Here is a 21,169-nt window from a genome sequence, read left to right on the forward strand (position 1 = left end):
GATATTATTTTATCATTTAACAGATTTCGGACAACCCCGGTACGGGGATATTGGACAGTCGGGTTTTGCATGGATATGTATTCCATATAAAAAACGGGACTTTTCTGTATCAGGAGCCTGTGTCCTGTGCAGAAAAATCCCGTCTGGTCTTTTGCTTTATTCTTTTATCACTTCCCGGAAATCTGAAGTCTTTCCTTCACGAATCCCAGAAAATCCTTTCCCTGTTCACTGAGCTCTTCACCTCTCCGGCAGATGCACCCGTAAACAAGTTTCTGGCCTTCTCCCGGAAATGTATATTTCACGGAGGAATATCCCGGATCACGGCCGGAAAGATCCGCACCACTGATATTACACAGCTCTCCGGAGCCAAGAAGACGTTCCACGATATAATCACTGTTTGTTACGACTACAGTCTCTGCCTCCACTGCGGAATGACCGTTTTCCTCTACAAGGTTCCGGTAATTATCCGGGGAAAATTCATCGGGAAATCTCTGGATCAGCCTGAGCTGGGACATATTAAAATCTCCCTCATCTGCTGTATCTGCTTTCCCTTTCCCGGTATAAATATTTACCTCGGTTTCCGTCAGCAGCTCAAATTCCAGGTAATTCCGGGAAAGAAAATACTGGAACGCTGCCAGCTGATTCTGCATCACATAGGCGAATCCCATATCGTCCTGTCTGGCTTTTACACGTTTTATGATCTCATGGGTATCTGCTGCGTAAACCTGATAATGAAGATCATCGCACTTATGTGCTTCATAATACGTTACGAAGGTATCCGCAAACCAGGAGCTGGGATGAAAGCATACACACAGGCTGCTTTTTGCAAGTGGCTGTGCCTGCATTTCCAGTTCATCTATATTTTCCAGGATCCTCTGCACATGGATATATGCACGCTCTCCTTCCGGTGTCAGCTCTATGCCCTTTGCATGACGGACAAACAGCTGAGTACGCATATCGTCTTCCATGGAACGGATCACCTTGCTTACATTTGACTGCGTGGTAAAAAGCAGCTCTGCAGCCTGGCTGAAGGAGCCTGTTTTGACACAGGCCGCAAAATACTGGATCTGTTTGATATTCAGCATGCTCCTACCTCGTTTTCTTCGCAAAGATCAAAAACATCGGGGTCGGATTATAAAACTCGTCTTTTTCTGTATAAATACGTTTGCTGATACCAAGATCAAAGGAAAATTCTTCCACACCTGTACGGCTCAGCGTTTCCAGATCCCATGCCGGACGCAGAAAAGAGCTGATAGGCAACTGCCGCTTGATATCCTCACATTCCTGCATCAGTTCGTCCTGGATCTGATGATGGGCATGATTCTCCGGAAGATCCGCAGTGTCCGCAAAGTCTGCTGCCCCGTAATTTGCATCCAGATTTATCATCACTCCGCCCGGTTTCAGTACTCGGAACCATTCCTGATAAGCATGCTCCGCGTCCGGAAGTGTCCAGGTAAGATTCCGGGATACGATCACGTCAAATTCCTCATCCGGAAAATCCGGAGCTTCTGCATCCATCACCATAAACCGGCAGTCTGCTTTTTCTTCCTCAGCCAGCTCCTTTGCATGAGTGATCATATCCGGCGTCAGATCGATCCCGGTTACCTGATGGCCTTCCTTTGCAAGAAGAATGGTAAAAAATCCGGTTCCGCAGCCTACATCCAGGATCCTGAGATTCTTTTTCTCCGGCAGATACTTCTTAAGCTCAGCCATCCAGCGGCCTGCAAGTGCACTGTGAAGCTCTGCTCTTCTCTGTTCCAGAAAGCTGTCGCTGCGCCTGGTCCAGTACTGAGCGATCCTTGTTTTCCGCTCATCTTTTTCTCTTACGATATTTCCGTAGGTGATCACAGGGCCGCCTTCCACAACCTGAAGGCTTGATACCTGATAAAGGATCACACCATCCATGTCTGCGCGACAGATTTCCTGGACATTTCCCTCATAATCACGGATCTCTCCGAGATACTCATCCTGATGAACGATATCGCCTGGTTTCTTGACCGGGTACCAGAGACCGTTGACACTGGCACACTGGTAACGTACGTCATCCATCTTCAGAGGATAATAGGTGCTGTGGGAGCGGATTCCTCTGTAGGCCCCAATGCTGCAGAGAATATTCCGCACATCCCGGCGCATGGAATCCACTTCCTCCCGCTGCCAGGTTCCCATACATCCCCTTTCCAGAAGCACAGCCGGAATATCGCAGGTACTTGCCGCATAATTATAGGCGCCGCCTGTACTCACATTTGACTGTACCATATATGGGACATCAACCTGCTCTGCCATTTTTCGGGAGGCTTCCACGATCTCCGGCTTTGCCACACCTGCAAAATATACATACGGAGTCAGCTCCTCATAATCGTCACCGCCGTGAAGATCGATATAATAATCCGCCTTCCGGATCAGGGATTCTGTGATAGCTGCCGCCAGACGTTCCATTTTTGTTCCGTCCTTTTTGCCCGGGAAAACACGGTTCAGATTTTTTCCATCTTCCCAGCTGATACTGCCTGCACGCTTCTCAAAGTCTTCCCGGTTCAGCACCTTTACCAGAACCAGCTGGCCCTTTACCTTTTCCGGCTTCAGCCGCTTCGACAGCTCGATCAGAGTCTGGATTCCCACATACTCTCCTGCATGAAGACCTGCTGTGACGAGAACGGTTTTTCCCGGATCTTTTCCACGGATGATGGTTGCCGGAAGGACAAATTCTCCATCTCCGAGTTCAAGAAAACCTTCTGTTTTTTCTCCTGCCGCAACCGGAAGATTCAGGAAATGATCCGGTTTCACACCGGTTACCATAAACATTGGTGTGGACTGATAATTCAGTCTCTCTTCCTCACTCCAGACCGTTTTCCATATTTCTGTGTCTGTGCGGATTCCAAGAAGTCCTGCTTCTCTGAGAGTTTTTACGTCCCAACGGGGACGGCTGATCTTTGACAGCGGTACCTGGAGGGCAATCCGTTCCATGCGCTCAATATCTGTACAGAGATAGTGATCATCCAGGCTGTTGTTTTCCACATTTTTCCGGTCGTTTTCGTAGGCCTTACGCTGCTCTTCCTCATAAAGATAGCCGTACCAATTGGCATCAAAATTCAGAAGCCTTCCTCCTGCCTTCAGTACACGGACCCACTCTCTGTAAGCAACATCAGGATGCTCCAGATTCCAGGTAAGATTTCGTGAAATGACCACGTCAAAGGTATTATCCTCAAAATCCAGCTTCTGTGCATCCATCCTCCAAAAACGGATGTTCCGGCAAAGCTCTCCCGCATTTTCCTTTGCCTTTTCCAGCATTCCTTCCGTATAATCTACTGCATCTACATGATATCCGGCTTCTGCCAGGATCACAGGAAAAAATCCGGGACCTGTTCCGATATCCAGGATACGGATCTCTTCCTTGGGCTTGTCCGGAAACTGACTGGTCAGTACCTTAAGCCATGCGTTTTTCTGCGTTCCCGCAAGCTCTTTATGATTCACTTCGGAGTACCCTTCTGTACGGGTGCTCCAGTAAGATTCGATTTCATCGAGAAGTTTTTCCACGTTGATTCCTCCGCACTTTTCTATTCACGTGAGGGAAATCAGGTCCCCCCACAGGTCACGTTTAATGTACCAAATTGTCAGGGTATTAACAAGCCCCTGGGGGGGATTCCCCACATTGCTCTGCCGATAAAATTTCCGAATGCCAAACACTGCTTCCGTACTCCTGTCCACCTTGTAATTCTCCGAATGCTGTGGTATCATCCTGGCTGTAGTAGTTCAGTAATATAACCGAAATTGAAAGGATGGTTCATATACAAATGACAACACAGGAACTGGCCTATGAAGTTATCAGCCGTTTAAAAAAGGAATATCCTGATGCAGACTGTACACTGGATTATGATGATGCCTGGAAGCTTCTTGTAAGTGTCCGTCTGGCAGCTCAGTGTACCGATGCCCGAGTCAATGTAGTAGTTCAGGATCTCTATGCAAAATACCCGGATGTGGCAGCCCTGGCAGCTGCAGAGCCGGAAGCGATCGAAGCCATTGTACGTCCCTGCGGCCTTGGAAAAAGCAAAGCCCGGGATATCAGCGCCTGTATGCGCATTCTCCACGAACAGTATCACGACAAGGTACCGGAAGACTTTAACGCACTTCTGAAGCTTCCCGGTGTGGGCCGAAAAAGCGCAAACCTGATCATGGGTGACGTATTCGGCAAGCCTGCCATTGTAACAGATACTCACTGTATCCGCCTTTCCAACCGCATCGGCCTTGTCCATGACATGAAGGATCCGAAAAAGGTGGAAATGGCTCTCTGGAAGATCATCCCTCCGGAAGAAGGCAATGATCTCTGCCACCGTCTTGTCAATCATGGAAGAGAAGTCTGTACAGCGCGGACAAAACCTTACTGTGACCGCTGCTGTCTCAATGATATCTGCGAAAAAAATGGGATTTGAATGTATGCAGTTCAATAAACCTTCAGACCCCGGAAAGGAAAAACATAATGAATTTCAAAAAACTGGAAAATAATCTCCTGGACATGATCCAGGAACAACAGGTAAAGATCGGATACATGAGCGGAGTCACCCGTTTTTATTATCCGCTGCAGTCTCTGAACCGCCTTCTTGGCACAGAGCTTACGGAAGAAGAAATGCAGCATGCAATGGAAGAATTCTCAGATTATGCCTGTGACCGTCTTGGAAAGGTAACAGCTTCTTCCAAAAACGGACGTTTCTGCATCACCCTGCCGCCTCAGGCCTCGGACTACGTTCACGAAAACCGAAAGCCAAGTGAATTTCTGGTACGCTTTATAGGCACAGTTGCCCGTCATGGCTGTACTCTGGATGAAGTGATGGACGTTTTTCACGCTTATTCCGACCATGTACACGTAGAAAAAACAACCGGAACCGGATTTGATTATCTTGTATATTTCGAAGACGGGATCCCAGATGACTACCGGTATTGTCTGTCCCTGGAGGGTGAGCATATGATCTATCATAAGTTTACACCGGAGGACTATGAAGATTTCGGATTCTGATCTTAGAACACCGGACAAGTTTCCACCCACTGCTTATCGCTTTTCGCAACCCTGCAGGAGACTTCCTGGATTTGATCAAAAAACCGCCGGTCTGCAGACAGATCGTAAAGCGGACATTCGCAATCCGCTTCGCTACTTGCTCATGAACGCAGTCGCTTCGCGATCTGCGTTCAAAAAATCCTCTGCAGATCGACGGTTGTTTTTATTTTCTATGCCCGGAACTTCTTCTGCATCTCCCGCACCATATCTTTCCTCTTAAACAGAAACAGCCATACCAGCATCAGGAAACTGACGCATATGCAGATCAGCGACGGATACAGCACCGTCACCACACCGGCAGCCAACAGGATCACAGGAATCACTCCTCCGAAAGCTCCTGCTTCCAGAAGATAGATCATATACTCCGCCACCTCCAGCTTCTGTACCGCAGTGATCACCCACATGGAGCAGATCACAGCAAGCGCAGCCAGAGGAAGCAGATAATCCACAGACCAGCCACGCCAGCCGGTAAACACATCCCAAAGCACTCCTGCAACAGCTGCGATCACCAGCTGCCACATCTCATTCTTCAGAAGATTCCTCCGCTTCACATAAGCCACTGAAACCATCAGCCAGGTGCAGAACGCCCCTGCAGTCACAAACCAGGCCCAGCCTATATGACCATCCAGCAGATAATCGATCAGATTGCATACCACAGCCAGCACAATACACAGAAATGTAAAGCTTTCAAAAAGCTTCATCTGCTGCTTCTGCTCCTCTTTCTGTCCCGGAAGATCATTCTCCCGAATTGTACAGGACACCTGCTCATTTTTCAGTCTCTCCACAAAATTCCGCTCAATATTTCCATTGGGGATCTTGGACGTAAAACTTAAAACCATCTCATCACCAAAAGAACAGGAACACAGCTGCAGACTATCCGTGCTTGCAAAAAGTCCGAATCTCTGAATATATTTCCGATATTCCTCCGGCATCCGGATGATCCCCACATTGGAATAGATCGCCGTGATTGACCTTCCTCCCAGGGTCGTCCCGGCAAGAAGAAACGGGGTTTTGATCTCCAGTGGTACCAGACGCAGGATCGGATTCTTCTCCAGGCTTACCAGATCATTAAGCTTTGCTTCGATCACGTCCTTACTCAGTTCCTTTGCAAACTGCTCCTTTACGGATTTCAAAATATCCTCAAAGGCTGTATCAGACTGAAAATAACAGCTGATCTCAATCCATCCGAAAAAATTTGCCATAGACCGGGATGGAAAATAATTTCTCAGATTTACCGGGATCATCAGACCAATGGGCTTTTTCGCCTGATTCTGAGGCACTTCTTCATGGATCGCCCAGATAAGCGCTGCCGTAAGAAAAACCGTGATCGACACACCGGCCGCTTTTGCACGGGCGTGGATCTCTTTTACCGGAATACAGACTTCCGTAATACTCATATCTTCCTGCCTGAGCTTCTCACCTTTTAGCTGGAAGGCAGGCTTCTTGGACTCTCTCTTTCTTGGCGCATCGGAGGAATAATACTGAGAAAAACTGTCCTCCTCCATATCCCTGCCCGTAATGTTCTCATCCGGAAAAAGCTCCGGGAGCTCTGCGGATGGGTGCGTCTCCTGAAGATAATTTTTCACCAGCTCCATCAGAAAATGCATGGCTCCCGTTCCATCCGTCAGCGCATGAAATACCTCGAAGTTGATCCTGTTCTTATAGTAGCTCACCCGAAAAAGAAGCGTTTTTTTGTCCGGAATATAAAGTCCGCTGCAGGGTGCACCTGCTTCTTTCTTTACCACTGCCGGAATATCACGTCTCTCCAGATAAAACCAGAACAGTCCCTTTCTTAAAACTGCACGGAAAAGAGGATATTTTTCCAGTGTCCTCTCCAGGGCTTCCTGCAGTGTTTCTTCTTTTATCTCTTCTTTCAGTTCACAGTAAAAACGAAATACCCTGGTATCATTCTTTCCTGTCACCGCCGGGAACGCCAGCGCTGCGTTGTCAAGTTTTCTCCACTGTGCATATTCGTTCTTCATGATGCTTTCCTTCTTCCTGTTCTTCTGCTTCCAGAAAACGATTCACATATGCAAAGCTCTCCTGCACATGCAGAAATTTGATTCCCAGTGCAAAATACCCGTGAAACGCACCTGCGATCCTGTGCACTTCCACACGATTTCCCGCTTCCTTCAGCTTTTCACCAAATGCCTCTCCTTCATCCCGAAGAGGATCGAACTCAGCGGTAAGTATCAGTGTATCCGGCATATTTCGAAGATCCTTCTCCAGGATCGGCGCAAAATATGGATTCCTCCTGTCTTCCGGACAACTCTCATAGAGTTTCAGATAATCTTCCATCTTCTCTGCTGTGAGAAGATAGCCGGTTCCGTTTGTTTTTACGGATTCAAAGGGAGAGTCTTCCGTATAACAGTTATTCAGTGCCGGGTAAATAAGGATCTGTTTTTTCGGGAAAAATTCTCCGCGGTCTCTGGCCATCATACATACAGCCGCTGCCAGATTTCCGCCTGCACTATCTCCCATAATGGTGATACGATCCGGATCCGTATTCAGAAGAAAACGATTGGTGTAGAAAATCTTCGCAGCTGCATAACAATCCATCAGTCCCACCGGGAAACGGTATTCCGGTGCCAGCCTGTATTCAACAGACGCCACGATCTGACCGGTAGACTGCGCCATTCTGGCACAAACCCGCTGATAATTCTCTACACTTTCCGTAACCCAGCCACCACCATGGAAAAACAGGATCACCGGTGGTTTCTTTCCGGAGGCGGCACCGTTTTCCATGTCCTCTTCTGTTGGAAAAAACAGACGGATCGGCACTTTATAGTCTCCGTTATAAACTTCCGCATCCAGTGTCCTGTAAAAGATCCTCATAGGATCCATCTTCTTAAGATCTGCCAGCTTTCTGGAAGCCTCCACTTCGATCCCGCCATAGGAAAGAGCATGGAGCACTGTCCGCACGGCACGTGGCATAGCAGTTTCTCTCCCGGTCGGAATGCCCGGAACTATGACCGGGCGGCTTCTTCTGTTTTCTTTTCTTGTATAGATATATTTTGTTTCTGTTCCATATCTTCCAGGAATGCAGACTTGTTTCACGCAGGTACGCCTGTAGGCAATCCTCTTCAGAATCTCATGATCTGTACGGATGATCACTTCCGTTCCCTTATAGCCCCGGATATAATATCTGTTTTCTTTCTTTTTTATACGTGGTTGTCTCAATCGCAGTAAATATTTTCTGATTACTTTTTCCTCCGTGGATTTTTCCTTTATTTTCACCTATGATAGCATCCGCAGTCTATGAGTACAAGTCATAGTAAAAAATATACTGCTGCATGATCCCACGCATTCCTCTGTATCTGCGGTTGGGAAATCCTCTTTTGTAATGCACGTCCATGACCTGACGGATGTGGGTATCTATGGGAAATGCATCCATATGATGCAGTGCAAACAGGCAGATACACTCAGCTACCTTTTCTCCCACACCACAGAGCTTCATCAGCTCCTTCTTTGCCTGATGGTAACGCATATTATAGATTTTTTCCAGAGAGATCTGGCCGGATGCAATGGTCCTGGCCGTTACTGCGATATATTTTGCCCGGTATCCCAGGCCGCATCCTCTTAACTCCTCTTCCGTTGCCTGACTCAGCGCCTCTACAGTCGGAAAAGCGTAGTATTCCACACCTGCAGATGAAATTTTTCGCTCTCCGTATTTCCGGCAGATGGTTTCGATACATTTGCGGATACGCTTGATATTGTTCTGCTGAGATATCAGAAACGTAACGATCATTTCCCAGAGATCCTGTCTTAATATCCGTATCCCGTCTCCTGCCTTTATTGCGGCACCCAGATATTTATCCCGTGGATTAGCCGCATTCATGTAAGCTTCATAATCCGTATCCAGATCAAAATAAAGCACCCAGTAACAGATAAACTCCTCCTGAGAGCAGCAAAAATCCACCACTCCGTCTTTCTGATGCATTTCCAGATACTGGTCTCCCGCCACCATGGAAAAATGTCCGTCTCCAAGCTTTTTCATCCGGAAACACTGTCCGGAATCGCATATTTTATCAAGGCTGAAATGTTCCAGTTCTACTGTGATCATGTCTGTTCCTCTCGTAAATATTTTTCCTTATATAATGTCCTGTATTCTCTTGGTGTCATCCGGTACCGTTCCCGGAATACCCGGTTAAAAGTCCTCTGACTTTCAAATCCCGCATTCATACAGATATCCGTAATACTTTCATCACTACATTCCAGATGGATCGTCACATAATTCAGTCGCTGCTCATTGAGAAACTGATTGAAATTCCGGTGAAAGGTTCCGGAAAAAACTCTGGACAATGTGAACCTGCTGATGCCCAGATCTCTGGCCATCCGATCCAGAGACATCTCCCTCCTCCATATGATAAAGCTCCTGTCCCATACCAAGCTCCAGAGTTCCCTCTGTGATATAGATAAACTCTATGGAGTTATGAAGATGGGGTGAAGCATGGGCTGAGGTCCGCAGATGAATATGGAGATTCTTCTTTTTTTCTTCGTACACTGGAAACATAGATTTTTCTCTCCGCAATATTTGACTACTTTTTCTGTGTTTTTGGCACGTAATATTTCCGAGAGTTTATTATAATGCATTTGTAAGTTAAAGAAAAGAGGAGGAAAACAAAATGAAAAAAATCATAGAATTTATCAAATATGCGATCAAATGCTACATGGAGATCAATGCAAGAAATCCATACTTCCGCTAAGAAGATCCACAATAATATCTGAGGTCACGGATATTTTGTGTGGACCATGCGCATGAAAAAACTGAATAAGGGTCAATAAATGACTTGTGCGAAAATAATATCACCTGGCATCATGAAGTATCTCCAAAGCCCGTTTATATCTTCCATGCAGCCGTGATATCTGTTCAGCAGACATATTTTCGCAGTCAGAAAGACGTGTTACATCAGAATTGTGGAGCAGATCAGCCTGCTTCACTTTTTTTGCGATCGGATTTTTCCGAAGATTCCGGATATAATCAAAATAATTCTTATTCTTATCTCTTGTAAGACAACGTAATGCCTCCACAACCTCTTCCGGAAATTCTCCGGTAAGATCCTCAAATGTGATTTCTGTATCTTCTATCACATCGTGCAGAAGTGCCGTACATACACTGAGTTCATCATCCATTTGCTCCGCTACATGAAATGGATGAAAGATATAAGGTGTCCCGCTTCGATCTGTCTGTCCATGATGTGCCTCGTATGCCACCTTCATAGCTTTTTTCGTCAAAGCTGTATAAATCATAGCTGTGCCTCCCGTCAGGTCTTTCGAACCCCCGTTCATACTCTGTATTACACAGTATAGCATCTATATTTCCTATACACAAGGATAAAAAGTTTTATATATCTATCATTTTTACTTATATACGACAATTTTCTGATTATAATATCCTCAAAACTCTGCTGTTCTTGTTACTTTTCACTGGTAATGTTCCGCGAGGTGTTTTTTGTGAGCGAAGGTCACAGAAAACCCGAGACATACCGCGCGAATTTATGCGATCAGCATAAATTCTGTGCATCGCGAAGCGTGTTACTGAGAACGGAGTGAACAGTGACCTTATTTGGATCTTTCGTTCGGTCATGAACTCGCTTGCCCTCATTCTGAAATTGGTATATACTTATCCTGGTCAGGTAAAACTATTCATATTCGTGGTATTACACGGATCACTTCATTTTAAAAAAGAAAGGAATCTTACCTATGAAATTTATATATCCCGCAGTTTTCCGTCCCACAGAGGACAAAAAATACAATGCTTTTTTCCCGGATCTTACCTGCTGTGAAGCCAACGGTGACACGCTGGATGATGCCATCGAAAATGCCAATGCAGCTGCATACGACTGGATCTACACAGAGCTTATGGAATTTGAGGGAAAGCTTCCTCCGGTTTCCGATGAGAGCGATCTGGAGCTTCAGGAGGGAGACGTTGTCCGCAATATCTCTGTAAATATCCGCTTCCAGGATGGCTGGGACGAATAACCTCTCGTATCACAAAAACAAAGGCGGCATTTAATATCATTTTCAATAAATGTCCGGATCGAAAATGCCTGTTATGCAAAAAGCATCCGGATCGGTAATTGTCCTTCATTACCGATCCGGATGCTTTTATTATACATTTCTTTATTGTTCATGATACTGTCTGAAAAATTTACGCAGTCCGTCCAGTGCTTTTACCAGCACTTCTGTCTCATTCTCATTCAACTCTGCGATCACCGCTTCTGTCATCTGCCTGTGAAACTCCGCATGATGATGATATGCCATACGTCCCTTATTTGTAAGCTGGATAAATACCACACGCCGGTCCTTCTCACTTCGTTCTCTCTTCACATAGCCTTTTTTTACAAGACTGTTCATAGATGTTGTGAGGGAGCCTACAGTGATCTTAAGCTTGGCTGCAATGGAGGACATGTTCCCCCCTCCAAGGCCTACAGCCTCGATAATGTGCATATCATTGTTGGAAATATCTTTATATTTATCTGTGATGATGGCTTCCTCCTCCAGTCGGAGGATCTCATTGAACAAATTCACCAGCACGTCATTTATAACTTCCCGATTGTCCACTCTACCCGCTCCTGTTTCTCCGGAGCAAAAAGGCTTCTCCGGTTCTCTGTTTATGAAGCCATCGTAACATAAATATGGCATTTTTTCCACTGGATTTTTACTTTGCGGGCTACAAAATCACTGCACTTATTGCTTCTACATTTTCCGGAAACGTTCATAGCGATGTTCCAGAAGCTTCTCCGGCTCTTCTTCGCCATATTTCTCAAGAAAATCCGCAATTCCGTTTTCCAGATAACCTGCGATATCATTTATGTTCTCACGGCTTACAGGCTCTGCTTCCGGAATCACATGCTCGATCATCCCCATCTGGTAAAGGTCTGCAGCTGTGAGCTTCATCACTGCTGCTGCTTCCTTTGCCTTTTTGCTGTCTTTCCAGAGAATGGAGGCAAAGCCCTCCGGGGACAGGATGGAATAAACGGAATGCTCCAGCATCCATACCTCATCTGCCACTGCCAAGGCAAGGGCACCTCCGCTTCCGCCTTCACCGATCACAACGGAAAGCACCGGCACTGTGAGACCTGCCAGTGTATAGAGATTTTTTGCAATGGCTTCACCCTGTCCACGTTCCTCAGCTTCCAGCCCGCAGAATGCGCCTGGTGTATCTACAAGGCAGATCACCGGACGGTGAAATTTCTCTGCCTGCTGCATCAGGCGCAGGGATTTCCAGTACCCCTCCGGAGATACCATTCCGAAATTCCGGGTAATGTTTTCCTTTGTACCCTCTCCTTTTTCCTGTACAAGGACAGTTACCGGCTGTCCGTGGAAAAATGCCACACCACCGATCACTGCCGGATCATCCCCGCAGTGACGGTCTCCGTGAAATTCCATGAAATCGTCAAAAAGCGCTTCGATGTAGTCCTTTCCTGTAGGGCGTGTTTTGGCTCTGGCAAGCTGGACATGTTCCCAGGGAGTGAAATCTCCGGATGGGACGAAGTCCGGCCAGATCCTAATATCTTCCTCAACAGTTTCCATTGATTCCTGATTGTCAGGATTGAGCCCGTTTTTAATGTCCGTATTATCGGACTGTACATTATTCAAGGCTTTGTTCTGATGCAATCTCAGAATATCCGACAATACGATCCTCTGCTCCTCACGCTTTACGATCTTGTCCACAAAGCCGTGTTCCAGAAGAAATTCCGCTCTCTGGAAGCCTTTGGGAAGCTTTTGCCCGATGGTCTGCTCGATCACTCTGGGACCTGCAAAACCGATCAGCGCTTTCGGCTCTGCCAGGATAATATCTCCCAGCATAGCAAAGCTTGCCGTCACGCCGCCTGTTGTCGGGTCTGTGAGGACCGGCACATAAAGAAGTCCGGCATCGCTGTGCTTCCGGATGGCCATACTGGTTTTTGCCATCTGCATCAGGGAAACCAGGCCCTCCTGCATTCTGGCACCGCCGGAACAGATATAGAGGATTACCGGCAGCTTCTCCTCTGTGGCACGTTCAAAAGCCCGCGTGATCTTTTCCCCCACGACTTCTCCCATACTGGACATCATGAAACGACAGTCACAGACACCAAGTGCCACAGGTGTCCCTTTTATAGTACACTTTCCGGTAACTACAGCCTCATCAAGCCCTGTCTTTTCACGAAGCCCCTGAAGCTTTTCCTCGTAGCCTCTGTACTGAAGGGGATTCTGTTCTTCCATGTGAGCATCCCACTCCACAAAGCTCTTTCTATCTGCGATCAGTTTAATCCGACGATAAGCGGGTACATGGAAATAATTTCCGCAGTGGGGACAGATGTATTGATTCTGCTTTACCTCGTCTACAAAAACCGCCGCTTTGCAGGCGTTGCATTTACGCATCAGATTATCCGGCACCTCCGGAATGTTTTCCTGTTCCTCACCCCGGATATCCCTGACTGTTTTTTTGAACATGTGCTTAATTCTCATTGATCTTCACTCCCGCAATGATATGGCTGGCAAGAAAGCCAGTGTCAAAGTTTCCGGACTGATAATCCTCATCTTTCAGGATTTCGTACTGATAGTCAATATTTGTATCGATTCCGTCAATGATCACCTCACCAAGAGCACTCTGCATTTTTGCAATGGCTTCTTTTCGGTTACCTGCATGAACGATCAGCTTCGCAAGCATGGAATCATAATAAGGCGGGATCTTACAGCCGTTATACACACAGGTATCCACACGGATCCCGTTTCCCCCCGGAAAATGCGCTCCCTGGATAGTTCCCGGCGAAGGGCGGAAATTTTTCTGAGGATTTTCAGCATTGATCCTGCACTCAATGGCGTGTCCCTGGATCCGGACATCCTCCTGAGCGATCTCAAGAGGCATTCCGGAAGCGATCTTCAGCTGCTCCTTTACAAGATCGATTCCTGTTACCCACTCTGTCACCGGATGCTCCACCTGGATCCTTGTATTCATTTCCATAAACCAGAATTTTCCATCCGGTTCCAGAAGAAATTCGATCGTTCCCGCATTTACGTAACCGGCTGCTTTCGCCGCCGTCACCGCCGCATGCCCCATTTTTTCTCTTAATTCCGGAGAAACTGCAGCACTTGGAGATTCCTCGATCATCTTCTGATGATTTCTCTGGATAGAGCAGTCACGCTCTCCCAGATGGATCACATTTCCGAAGCTGTCTGCAAGGATCTGAAACTCAATATGTCTCGGATTTACCACGAAATGTTCAATATACATGGTACCGTCGCCAAAAGCGATCTCAGACTCTTTTCTGGCGGTTGCATAGGCTTCCGGAAATTCCTCCGGTGTGTTTGCCACACGCATGCCTTTTCCGCCGCCGCCAAGAGCTGCCTTGATGATCACCGGATAACCGATCCTCTCAGCTTCCTTAAGACCGGTTTCAATATCCTCCACATCCCCTTCGCTGCCCGGAACTACCGGAACACCAGCTGCGATCATGGTGCTTCTTGCAATTTTTTTGTTGCCCAGCATACGGATGACCTTTGATGGCGGACCCACAAATGTGATCCCGCATTTTTCACAGAGCTCCGCAAATCTGGCATTTTCAGAAAGAAAACCAAATCCCGGATGAATGGCATCCGCACCGGAAACCATGGTTGCACTGATGATCTGTTCCATATTCAGATAGCTCTGTGCAGATGGTCCCGGTCCGATACAGATTGCTTCGTCCGCCAGCTGTGTGTGAAGGCTTTCCTCATCTGCCTCAGAATAAACCGCCACTGTGGCAATTCCCATTTCTCTGCAGGCACGGATAATACGCACCGCAATCTCGCCTCTGTTGGCGATCAGTAACTTTCGAATCATACAATCACCTTACCCGATCATAAATGTAAGCTCAGCCTCTACGGCAACCTCGCCATCCACAGATGCCACTGCAGAACCAATGCCTACAGGACCCTTTCTGCGGATGATCTTTGTTTCAAGACGGAGCTTGTCTCCCGGAGCTACCTTTCTGCGGAATTTACACTTGTTGATGCCTCCGAAATAAGCGGTTTTTCCCTTCATGTCCTCCAGGGAAAGAATGGCTACCGCACCCACCTGTGCCAGCGCTTCTACCATCAGAACACCCGGCATTACCGGCTCCTGGGGAAAATGTCCCCGAAAAAAATCCTCGCGGAAGGTCACACATTTATATCCGACAGCAAATTCACCCGGCTCATAATCTTCAATATAGTCCACAAGCAGAAACGGATGTCTGTGTGGAATGATCTCCTCGATCTGTTTTACATCAAGATGCTTCATTCTCTATCCTCCTGAAACAATAATTTTTCTTATTCTCTGATTCTGATCTGAAGGTACTTATCGGATACGGAAAAGCTTCTGACCGTATTCTACCGGCTGTCCGTTCTCCACATAGATCTCTGCGATCTCGCCGTCAAAATCACTTTCGATCTCATTCATCAGCTTCATAGCTTCCACGATTGCAAGAACCTGGCCTTTTTTTACCTTGTCTCCCACCTGAACGTAAGGCGGAAGATCCTGGGACGGTGCAGCATAGAAGGTTCCTACCAGCGGAGATGTTACCAGGCTGCCTGTCTGATCTTCCCCGCTCTGTGGTACGGTTTCCGACTGCTCAGTACCTTTCACTCCCTGTGCTTCTGCCACAGTTTTTCCTGTCACTGTCACTGCCATTTCATCTGTTGAAGCCGGTACCACAGGATCTTTGCCTGCCACCGGTGCTGTATTCACTGCCCTGCGGACTTTTCCACCGGTCATTCCTACTGCCGGAATGTTTTCCACAGTTTCTCCTATAACCCCCTGAATGATCTGTGGCTTTCCATGCTCCATACTTAAGGTCAGATCTGCTGTCTCATATGTAAAGGCAGTAAGCTCTGATGCAGATACGTGATCGATCAGTTCAAGAATCTGGTTAAATTCCATAGCTTCAGTCCTCCTCATACTTCTTTACAAGCAATGTTCCGTTGTGTCCTCCAAATCCAAGGGAATTGCTCATTGCATAACGAACTTCCTGTTTTGCCGGAGCGCCGATCATATAGTTCAGATCAAGCTCCTCCTCTGTTTCTGTTGTTCCCACTGTCTGATGGATAAATCCGTCCAGAATGGATTTTACGCATACGATAAACTCAACAGCTCCTGCTGCGCCAAGAAGATGGCCCACCATGGATTTTGTGGAATTGATCTTTACATCCTTGGCAGCGTCCTTAAACGCAAGCTTGATAGCTCTTGTTTCAAACAGATCATTGTGATGTGTTCCGGTTCCGTGTGCATTGATATAATCTACCTGCGCCGGTGCAACACCTGCTTCCTTCATGGCATTTTCCATAGCACGTGCGGCGCCGCTTCCGTCCTCGGCCGGAGATGTGATATGGAATGCATCTGCAGTTGCACCGTATCCCACAACCTCTGCCAGGATATTGGCATTTCTCTTTTTGGCATGCTCCAATTCTTCCAGAACAACCACACCTGCACCCTCGCCCATTACAAAACCGCCTCTGTCTTTATCAAACGGAATGGATGCACGCAGCGGATCTTCACTTGTACTCAGTGCAGTAAGACTTGCAAAGCCCGCGATACCGATAGGGCAGACAGCTCCCTCTGTACCACCGGCAAGCATTACATCTGCATCACCATACTGAATGGCACGGAAAGCATCTCCGATACAATGTGTTCCTGTCGCACATGCCGTTACCACGTTGGTGCATTTTCCTTTTGCGCCGGTAGCGATAGAAACATTTCCGGCTGCCATATTTGTGATCATCTTCGGAACAAGAAGCGGATCCACTCTTGAAGGACCTTTTTCCATAAGCTTCTTCTCATTGGTCTCGGTAGCCTGAAGACTTCCCACACCGGAGCCGATGATAACGCCTACCATGTACGGATCTTCCTCTTCCATCTTAAGCCCGGAATTTTCCACTGCTTCCAGTGCAGCTGCTACCGCATACTGGGAAAAAGGCTCCATTCTTCTTGCAGTTCTCGGATCCATGCGATCCTTTGCCACAAAATCTTTAAGCTCTGCTGCCAATGTTGCCTTGTATCCGGTCGTATCAAAACGGGTGATCGGTCCGATCCCCACCTTTCCTTCTTTTACTCCGTCCCAGAAGCTTTCCACATCATTTCCGATCGGTGTTACTGCTCCAAGTCCTGTTACTACTACTCGTCTTTTCATCAATCTATCCTCCTGACTCCGGGGAGCCTCCTTTACATTGCCATTCCGCCGTCTACGCGAAGTACCTGTCCTGTGATGTAACGTGCACCGTCTGATGCCAGAAATGCGGCTGCCTTTGCCACGTCTTCTGCTGTTCCCATGCTTCCCATGGGGATAGATGCCGCAATATTTTCTTTTACTTTGTCAGAAAGCACGTCTGTCATGTCTGTTTTGATAAATCCCGGTGCAATGGCGTTGACCGTGATTCCTCTGGATGCCAGCTCCTTTGCAGCGGATTTTGTAAGACCGATGATCCCGGCTTTGGATGCCGCATAATTGGCCTGTCCTGCATTTCCACGAAGTCCTACCACCGATGAAAGGCTGATGATCCGTCCGCTTCTCTGCTTCAGCATCATTCTGGACACATGACGGATGCAGTTGAAGGTTCCTTTCAGATTGATGTCAACAACTCTGGAAAAATCTTCCTCACTCATTTTCATGAGAAGTCCGTCCTTCGTAACTCCGGCATTATTTACCAGAATATCAACACGTCCGTATTTCTCTGCAACGGCTTTAAAAAAAGCTTCACATGCATCAAAATCTGCCACATTGCACTGCAGGATATCTGCCTGGCCACCGGCTGTCTCGATCTCTGCTTTTGTTTCCCGGGCTTTTTCTTCTGAGCCGTTATAATTGATCACTACAAGATTTCCTGCCTTTGCAAGTTCCAGGGCGATGGCTTTCCCGATTCCACGTGCACCGCCTGTTACGACTGCGATTTTTTTCTCTGACATATGAATTCCTTTCTGATGTTATGCGGTCGTCCGTGATCCGCATTTGTTACCTGGCATTTCTGTCTGCTGCCCTATGCCTACTTTACTTTTGATTCTTTATCTGTTTTTCCCAATATTTATACCAGTTCCCGGCAGACCTTCTCTGCATCTTCTACGGTCTGGATGTTATATACTTTTACATTTCTGTCGATCTTTCTCATAAATCCGGCAAGGGTTCTTCCCGGTCCGATCTCAATAAATGTATCTACTCCCTGACGGATCATATTTTCCACACTCTGCTGCCAGCGCACGGAAGAAGAAATCTGTTTTTCCAGAAGTTCTTTTGTTTCCGCCGGATCTTCCACATACTCTGCGGTCACGTTTGTCACATACGGGATTTTAAGTTCATGAAGTGTGACACCCTCCAGAACCTTTCCCAGTTCTTTTCCTGCAGTGGCAAGCATTGCGGAGTGGAACGGTCCGCTGACATTTAACGGGATCACTCTTCTTCCTCCGGCTGCCTTCAGCTTTTCAGAAGCTTCCTCAACTGCTTCCGCAAGGCCTGTGATCACGATCTGGCCGGGACAGTTGTAGTTTGCAATACTTACATCTGCAATGTCTGCAAGCACTTCCTCGATCTTCTCTGTCTCCATTCCCATAACTGCTGCCATGCTTCCCTTACCTGCCGGAACTGCCTGCTCCATAAGGATTCCTCTTTTTCTCACGGTAGTAACAGCATCCTTCAGTTCCATGCCGCCGGCAGCTTCAATAGCGCAGTACTCGCCAAGGCTTAATCCTGCAGTTACATCCGGGTGAAGTCCCATCTCCTCTACCACCTTCTCCATGGCAAGACAGGTGGTGACCAGTGCAGCCTGTGTATATTCAGTCAGGTCAAGCCTGTCATTTTCTTCAAAGCAAAGTGCTTTCATATCCAAATCCAGCCACTTGCCGGCAGAGTCGAAAACATCCTTTGCTGTATCGTATTTCTCATAAAAATCTTTTCCCATTCCGGCCTTCTGTGCACCCTGGCCCGGAAAGATGAATGCTGTTTTTCCCATTTATTATTCCTCCACAAGAAAGCTGTTTTTCTTTACAGTCTCTTTTGTCTCTCTGATCAGTCTTGCCATCAGCTCCTTACAGGTCGGTACATCCTTTACCATACCTGCGATCTGTCCGGACATAACGCTTCCGGTTTTTACATCGCCATCAACAACAGCCTTCCTGAGACCACCAAGTGTCAGCATTTCCAGTTCCTCAAAGGATGCGCCTGCTGCTTCTTTCTCCAGATATTCCTTTGTCATAGGGTTTCTTAAGGTACGGACCGGATGACCTGTGGTACGGCCGGTTACTCTTGTGTCGATATCTCTGGCTTTCAGAAGGAACTGTTTGTAATTCTCATGTACATGACATTCCTCTGTTGCCACAAATCGGGTTCCCATCTGTACGGCTTCTGCACCCAGCATAAAGGCTGCCGCGATCCCACGACCGTCTGCAATTCCACCTGCTGCAATTACCGGGATCTTTACTGCATCCACGACCTGCGGTACCAGCGCCATAGTGGTTGTCTCACCGATATGTCCTCCGGACTCGGTTCCCTCTGCTACCACTGCATCTGCGCCACAGCGCTCCATTCTTCTTGCAAGAGCTACAGATGCAACAACCGGGATCACCTTTACTCCGGCAGCTTTCCATGCTTCCATGTATTTTTCCGGGCTTCCGGCACCGGTTGTTACTACCTTGATGCCTTCTTCTACAACGATCTTCGCAACCTCATCGGCACTCGGACTCATCAGCATGATATTTACACCAAAAGGTTTATCTGTCAGTTTTTTCGCCTCACGGATCTGCTCACGCACCCACTCTGCCGGTGCATTTGCAGCTGCGATCAGTCCCAGGCCGCCTGCCTCGGATACTGCTGCCGCAATGTGATGATCTGCCACCCAGGCCATACCGCCCTGGATGATGGGATATTCAATACCAAGTAATTCTGTAACTCTTGTTTTCATCTTTTACCTCCGGAAAATTAAATCAAGCGGATAAAAGCATCCGCGGTTTATTTGGTTCCACTCTTATTTTCAACATTCCATTAACAGGGGCTTTAATACTCGATCAGGCTTGCTCCATACGTCAGTCCGCCGCCGAAGCCTGCAAGGACCAGTCTGTCACCACGCTGCAGTTTTCCGCTTTTTTTCATCTCATCCAGGAGGATAAGAAGACTTGCGGAAGAAGTATTGCCGTATCTGTCCATATTCATAGGGAACTTGGAAATGTCTTCGCCCAGCCTCCTTGCTGCGGAACAGATGATCCGCTCATTTGCCTGATGGAGAAGATAATAACTGATATCTTCACAGGAAACCTGCTCTCGGGAAAGAAGCTCCTTCACAGCCTCCGGTACCTTGCTCACGGCAAAGCTGAACACTTCCTTTCCGTTCATCTGTATGTAGGTTTCCTTTGCCTTCGGATCATTTTCATAGCGGATCTGATTTCTGCTCTGTAAGGTAAGTGCACCGCCTTTTTTTCCGATGGAATGGGTTACCTGTGCATAGCTTCCACCCTCTTCTGCTCTCAGTACGACTGCTCCTGCACCATCTCCGAAAAGAATGCAGGTGCCGCGATCTGTCCAGTCCGTTAAACCGGACAGCTTTTCCGCACCGATCACAAGGACATTCCTGTATATCCCCTGGGCCAGATATGCCTGCGCAGTGTTCAGTGCCAGAAGAGATCCTGTGCAGGCGCCGTTCAGATCAAAGCAGGTAGCATTTTCCGCTCCGAGCCGCTCCTGCACCCCACATGCCACACAGGGCATGATCTCTGTTGGAGAAATGGTTGCCACAAGGATCAGATCGATCTCTTCTGCCTTCATTTCTGCGTCTTCCAGAGCTCTTAATGCTGCCCCCGCTGCCATCGTCACAGTATCTTCGTCCTCTTTTGCAATATGTCTCTGTACCACACCGGTTCTTTCCCGGATCCACTGATCACTGGTTTCCACCATCTTTGCCAGATCGTTGTTATCCCACACTCTGTCCGGTGCCCAGGAACCGGTTCCGCATATTTTACCTGTCATATTTTTCTCCATGATATCTGTCTTAAATCAGTCTGTATAAATCTGTACTGCTGTTCTCTGAATTATCTTTTATCTTAAAATATTTTGATTATCAAATTATATCATCATAAAAGTATTTGTCAAGAAGGAATTTTTGAGCATCCTTTTATGAAAAAAATAACAGCTGCCCAGGCGTGGA

Annotated in this window: 19 protein-coding genes and 1 pseudogene; 3 read left to right on the forward strand and 17 right to left on the reverse strand. The window is 47.3% G+C overall.

All coding sequences use genetic code 11. From position 1 onward, the window contains the following. Window positions 1–167: 167 nt before the first annotated feature. Both MUB50_RS16040 and MUB50_RS16045 read right to left on the reverse strand, forming a co-directional pair. Entirely contained in the window at window positions 168–1,085 is a 918-nt protein-coding gene (locus MUB50_RS16040) for a LysR family transcriptional regulator (protein WP_118607860.1), read from the reverse strand. A 4-nt stretch (window positions 1,086–1,089) separates the two neighbouring features. After that, complete coding sequence (locus tag MUB50_RS16045) at window positions 1,090–3,531, reverse strand: methyltransferase domain-containing protein (protein WP_244791679.1); 2,442 nt, start codon at window positions 3,529–3,531, stop codon at window positions 1,090–1,092. A gap of 257 nt (window positions 3,532–3,788) precedes the next feature. Here MUB50_RS16045 and MUB50_RS16050 point away from each other — a divergent pair, with 257 nt between their 5' ends. Then, on the forward strand, window positions 3,789–4,424 hold the full coding sequence (locus tag MUB50_RS16050) for an endonuclease III domain-containing protein (protein ID WP_022427162.1): 636 nt from the start codon (window positions 3,789–3,791) through the stop codon (window positions 4,422–4,424). Between the two features lie 47 nt (window positions 4,425–4,471). After that, entirely contained in the window at window positions 4,472–5,005 is a 534-nt protein-coding gene (locus MUB50_RS16055; protein WP_118514100.1) for a DUF3877 family protein, read from the forward strand. Window positions 5,006–5,214: 209 nt separating this feature from the next. Here MUB50_RS16055 and MUB50_RS16060 read toward each other — a convergent pair whose 3' ends face one another. From MUB50_RS16060 to MUB50_RS16080, 5 genes and pseudogenes are all read right to left on the reverse strand, one after another. Continuing rightward, the gene (locus MUB50_RS16060; protein ID WP_244791681.1) at window positions 5,215–7,026 is read right to left on the reverse strand and encodes a DUF6320 domain-containing protein; all 1,812 of its coding nucleotides are present in this window, start codon (window positions 7,024–7,026) and stop codon (window positions 5,215–5,217) included. Next, a complete protein-coding gene (locus MUB50_RS16065; protein ID WP_330637579.1) occupies window positions 6,992–8,281 on the reverse strand; it encodes an alpha/beta hydrolase in 1,290 nt (429 codons plus the stop codon). Before MUB50_RS16065 ends, MUB50_RS16060 begins: the two co-directional genes overlap by 35 nt. A 19-nt stretch (window positions 8,282–8,300) precedes the next feature. Further along, entirely contained in the window at window positions 8,301–9,107 is an 807-nt protein-coding gene (locus MUB50_RS16070; RefSeq protein WP_244791683.1) for a DNA-3-methyladenine glycosylase family protein, read from the reverse strand. Then, window positions 9,104–9,557 (reverse strand): annotated as a pseudogene (locus MUB50_RS17300) (helix-turn-helix domain-containing protein). Before MUB50_RS17300 ends, MUB50_RS16070 begins: the two are co-directional and overlap by 4 nt. A gap of 293 nt (window positions 9,558–9,850) precedes the next feature. Then, on the reverse strand, window positions 9,851–10,294 hold the full coding sequence (locus MUB50_RS16080) for an HD domain-containing protein (protein ID WP_118607863.1): 444 nt from the start codon (window positions 10,292–10,294) through the stop codon (window positions 9,851–9,853). 453 nt (window positions 10,295–10,747) lie between these two features. On the opposite strand from MUB50_RS16080, the gene MUB50_RS16085 reads away from it, so the two are divergent. Next, window positions 10,748–11,026, forward strand: a complete 279-nt coding sequence (locus MUB50_RS16085; RefSeq protein WP_118626060.1) for a type II toxin-antitoxin system HicB family antitoxin — start codon at window positions 10,748–10,750, stop codon at window positions 11,024–11,026. A 141-nt stretch (window positions 11,027–11,167) separates the two neighbouring features. Here MUB50_RS16085 and MUB50_RS16090 read toward each other — a convergent pair whose 3' ends face one another. The 10 genes from MUB50_RS16090 to MUB50_RS16135 all read right to left on the reverse strand — a co-directional run bounded on the left by MUB50_RS16090 (window position 11,168) and on the right by MUB50_RS16135 (window position 20,991). After that, complete coding sequence (locus MUB50_RS16090; RefSeq protein WP_022427168.1) at window positions 11,168–11,608, reverse strand: MarR family winged helix-turn-helix transcriptional regulator; 441 nt, start codon at window positions 11,606–11,608, stop codon at window positions 11,168–11,170. Window positions 11,609–11,743: 135 nt separating this feature from the next. Next, the gene (locus tag MUB50_RS16095; RefSeq protein WP_118626062.1) at window positions 11,744–13,498 is read right to left on the reverse strand and encodes an acetyl-CoA carboxylase carboxyltransferase subunit alpha; all 1,755 of its coding nucleotides are present in this window, start codon (window positions 13,496–13,498) and stop codon (window positions 11,744–11,746) included. Continuing rightward, a complete protein-coding gene (locus MUB50_RS16100) occupies window positions 13,488–14,852 on the reverse strand; it encodes an acetyl-CoA carboxylase biotin carboxylase subunit (RefSeq protein ID WP_015525545.1) in 1,365 nt (454 codons plus the stop codon). Before MUB50_RS16100 ends, MUB50_RS16095 begins: the two co-directional genes overlap by 11 nt. 9 nt (window positions 14,853–14,861) lie before the next feature. Then, entirely contained in the window at window positions 14,862–15,290 is a 429-nt protein-coding gene (fabZ, locus tag MUB50_RS16105) for a 3-hydroxyacyl-ACP dehydratase FabZ (RefSeq protein WP_015525544.1), read from the reverse strand. Window positions 15,291–15,347: 57 nt separating this feature from the next. Continuing rightward, complete coding sequence (accB, locus tag MUB50_RS16110; RefSeq protein WP_118368501.1) at window positions 15,348–15,929, reverse strand: acetyl-CoA carboxylase biotin carboxyl carrier protein; 582 nt, start codon at window positions 15,927–15,929, stop codon at window positions 15,348–15,350. A 4-nt stretch (window positions 15,930–15,933) separates the two neighbouring features. Beyond that, window positions 15,934–17,175 carry a beta-ketoacyl-ACP synthase II gene (fabF, locus tag MUB50_RS16115; RefSeq protein ID WP_244802549.1) on the reverse strand — a complete coding sequence of 414 codons (1,242 nt, stop codon included), beginning with the start codon at window positions 17,173–17,175 and terminating at the stop codon, window positions 15,934–15,936. Window positions 17,176–17,207: 32 nt separating this feature from the next. Beyond that, window positions 17,208–17,948 carry a 3-oxoacyl-[acyl-carrier-protein] reductase gene (gene fabG, locus MUB50_RS16120; protein WP_118514116.1) on the reverse strand — a complete coding sequence of 247 codons (741 nt, stop codon included), beginning with the start codon at window positions 17,946–17,948 and terminating at the stop codon, window positions 17,208–17,210. A gap of 116 nt (window positions 17,949–18,064) precedes the next feature. Continuing rightward, entirely contained in the window at window positions 18,065–18,985 is a 921-nt protein-coding gene (fabD, locus tag MUB50_RS16125; RefSeq protein WP_118626064.1) for an ACP S-malonyltransferase, read from the reverse strand. Between the two features lie 3 nt (window positions 18,986–18,988). Continuing rightward, window positions 18,989–19,933, reverse strand: coding sequence for an enoyl-[acyl-carrier-protein] reductase FabK (gene fabK, locus MUB50_RS16130; protein WP_110102723.1), 945 nt, complete (start codon window positions 19,931–19,933; stop codon window positions 18,989–18,991). Between the two features lie 92 nt (window positions 19,934–20,025). Beyond that, window positions 20,026–20,991, reverse strand: coding sequence for a beta-ketoacyl-ACP synthase III (locus MUB50_RS16135; protein WP_118626066.1), 966 nt, complete (start codon window positions 20,989–20,991; stop codon window positions 20,026–20,028). Window positions 20,992–21,169: the final 178 nt, after the last annotated feature.

The sequence above is a fragment of the Blautia sp. NSJ-140 genome, assembly GCF_022868965.1.
In the GTDB taxonomy this organism is placed as follows: domain Bacteria; phylum Bacillota; class Clostridia; order Lachnospirales; family Lachnospiraceae; genus Blautia_A.

What these genes read in the sequence shown, in the direction of transcription:
- MUB50_RS16040 (WP_118607860.1), bottom strand. Translation starts at nt 1,085, where the DNA reads ATGCTGAATATCAAACAGATCCAGTATTTTGCGGCCTGTGTCAAAACA.
- MUB50_RS16050 (WP_022427162.1), top strand. Translation starts at nt 3,789, where the DNA reads ATGACAACACAGGAACTGGCCTATGAAGTTATCAGCCGTTTAAAAAAG.
- MUB50_RS16055 (WP_118514100.1), top strand. Translation starts at nt 4,472, where the DNA reads ATGAATTTCAAAAAACTGGAAAATAATCTCCTGGACATGATCCAGGAA.
- MUB50_RS16060 (WP_244791681.1), bottom strand. Translation starts at nt 7,026, where the DNA reads ATGAAGAACGAATATGCACAGTGGAGAAAACTTGACAACGCAGCGCTG.
- MUB50_RS16070 (WP_244791683.1), bottom strand. Translation starts at nt 9,107, where the DNA reads ATGATCACAGTAGAACTGGAACATTTCAGCCTTGATAAAATATGCGAT.
- MUB50_RS16080 (WP_118607863.1), bottom strand. Translation starts at nt 10,294, where the DNA reads ATGATTTATACAGCTTTGACGAAAAAAGCTATGAAGGTGGCATACGAG.
- MUB50_RS16085 (WP_118626060.1), top strand. Translation starts at nt 10,748, where the DNA reads ATGAAATTTATATATCCCGCAGTTTTCCGTCCCACAGAGGACAAAAAA.
- MUB50_RS16095 (WP_118626062.1), bottom strand. Translation starts at nt 13,498, where the DNA reads ATGAGAATTAAGCACATGTTCAAAAAAACAGTCAGGGATATCCGGGGT.
- MUB50_RS16100 (WP_015525545.1), bottom strand. Translation starts at nt 14,852, where the DNA reads ATGATTCGAAAGTTACTGATCGCCAACAGAGGCGAGATTGCGGTGCGT.
- fabZ (WP_015525544.1), bottom strand. Translation starts at nt 15,290, where the DNA reads ATGAAGCATCTTGATGTAAAACAGATCGAGGAGATCATTCCACACAGA.
- accB (WP_118368501.1), bottom strand. Translation starts at nt 15,929, where the DNA reads ATGGAATTTAACCAGATTCTTGAACTGATCGATCACGTATCTGCATCA.
- fabF (WP_244802549.1), bottom strand. Translation starts at nt 17,175, where the DNA reads ATGAAAAGACGAGTAGTAGTAACAGGACTTGGAGCAGTAACACCGATC.
- fabG (WP_118514116.1), bottom strand. Translation starts at nt 17,948, where the DNA reads ATGTCAGAGAAAAAAATCGCAGTCGTAACAGGCGGTGCACGTGGAATC.
- fabD (WP_118626064.1), bottom strand. Translation starts at nt 18,985, where the DNA reads ATGGGAAAAACAGCATTCATCTTTCCGGGCCAGGGTGCACAGAAGGCC.
- fabK (WP_110102723.1), bottom strand. Translation starts at nt 19,933, where the DNA reads ATGAAAACAAGAGTTACAGAATTACTTGGTATTGAATATCCCATCATC.
- MUB50_RS16135 (WP_118626066.1), bottom strand. Translation starts at nt 20,991, where the DNA reads ATGACAGGTAAAATATGCGGAACCGGTTCCTGGGCACCGGACAGAGTG.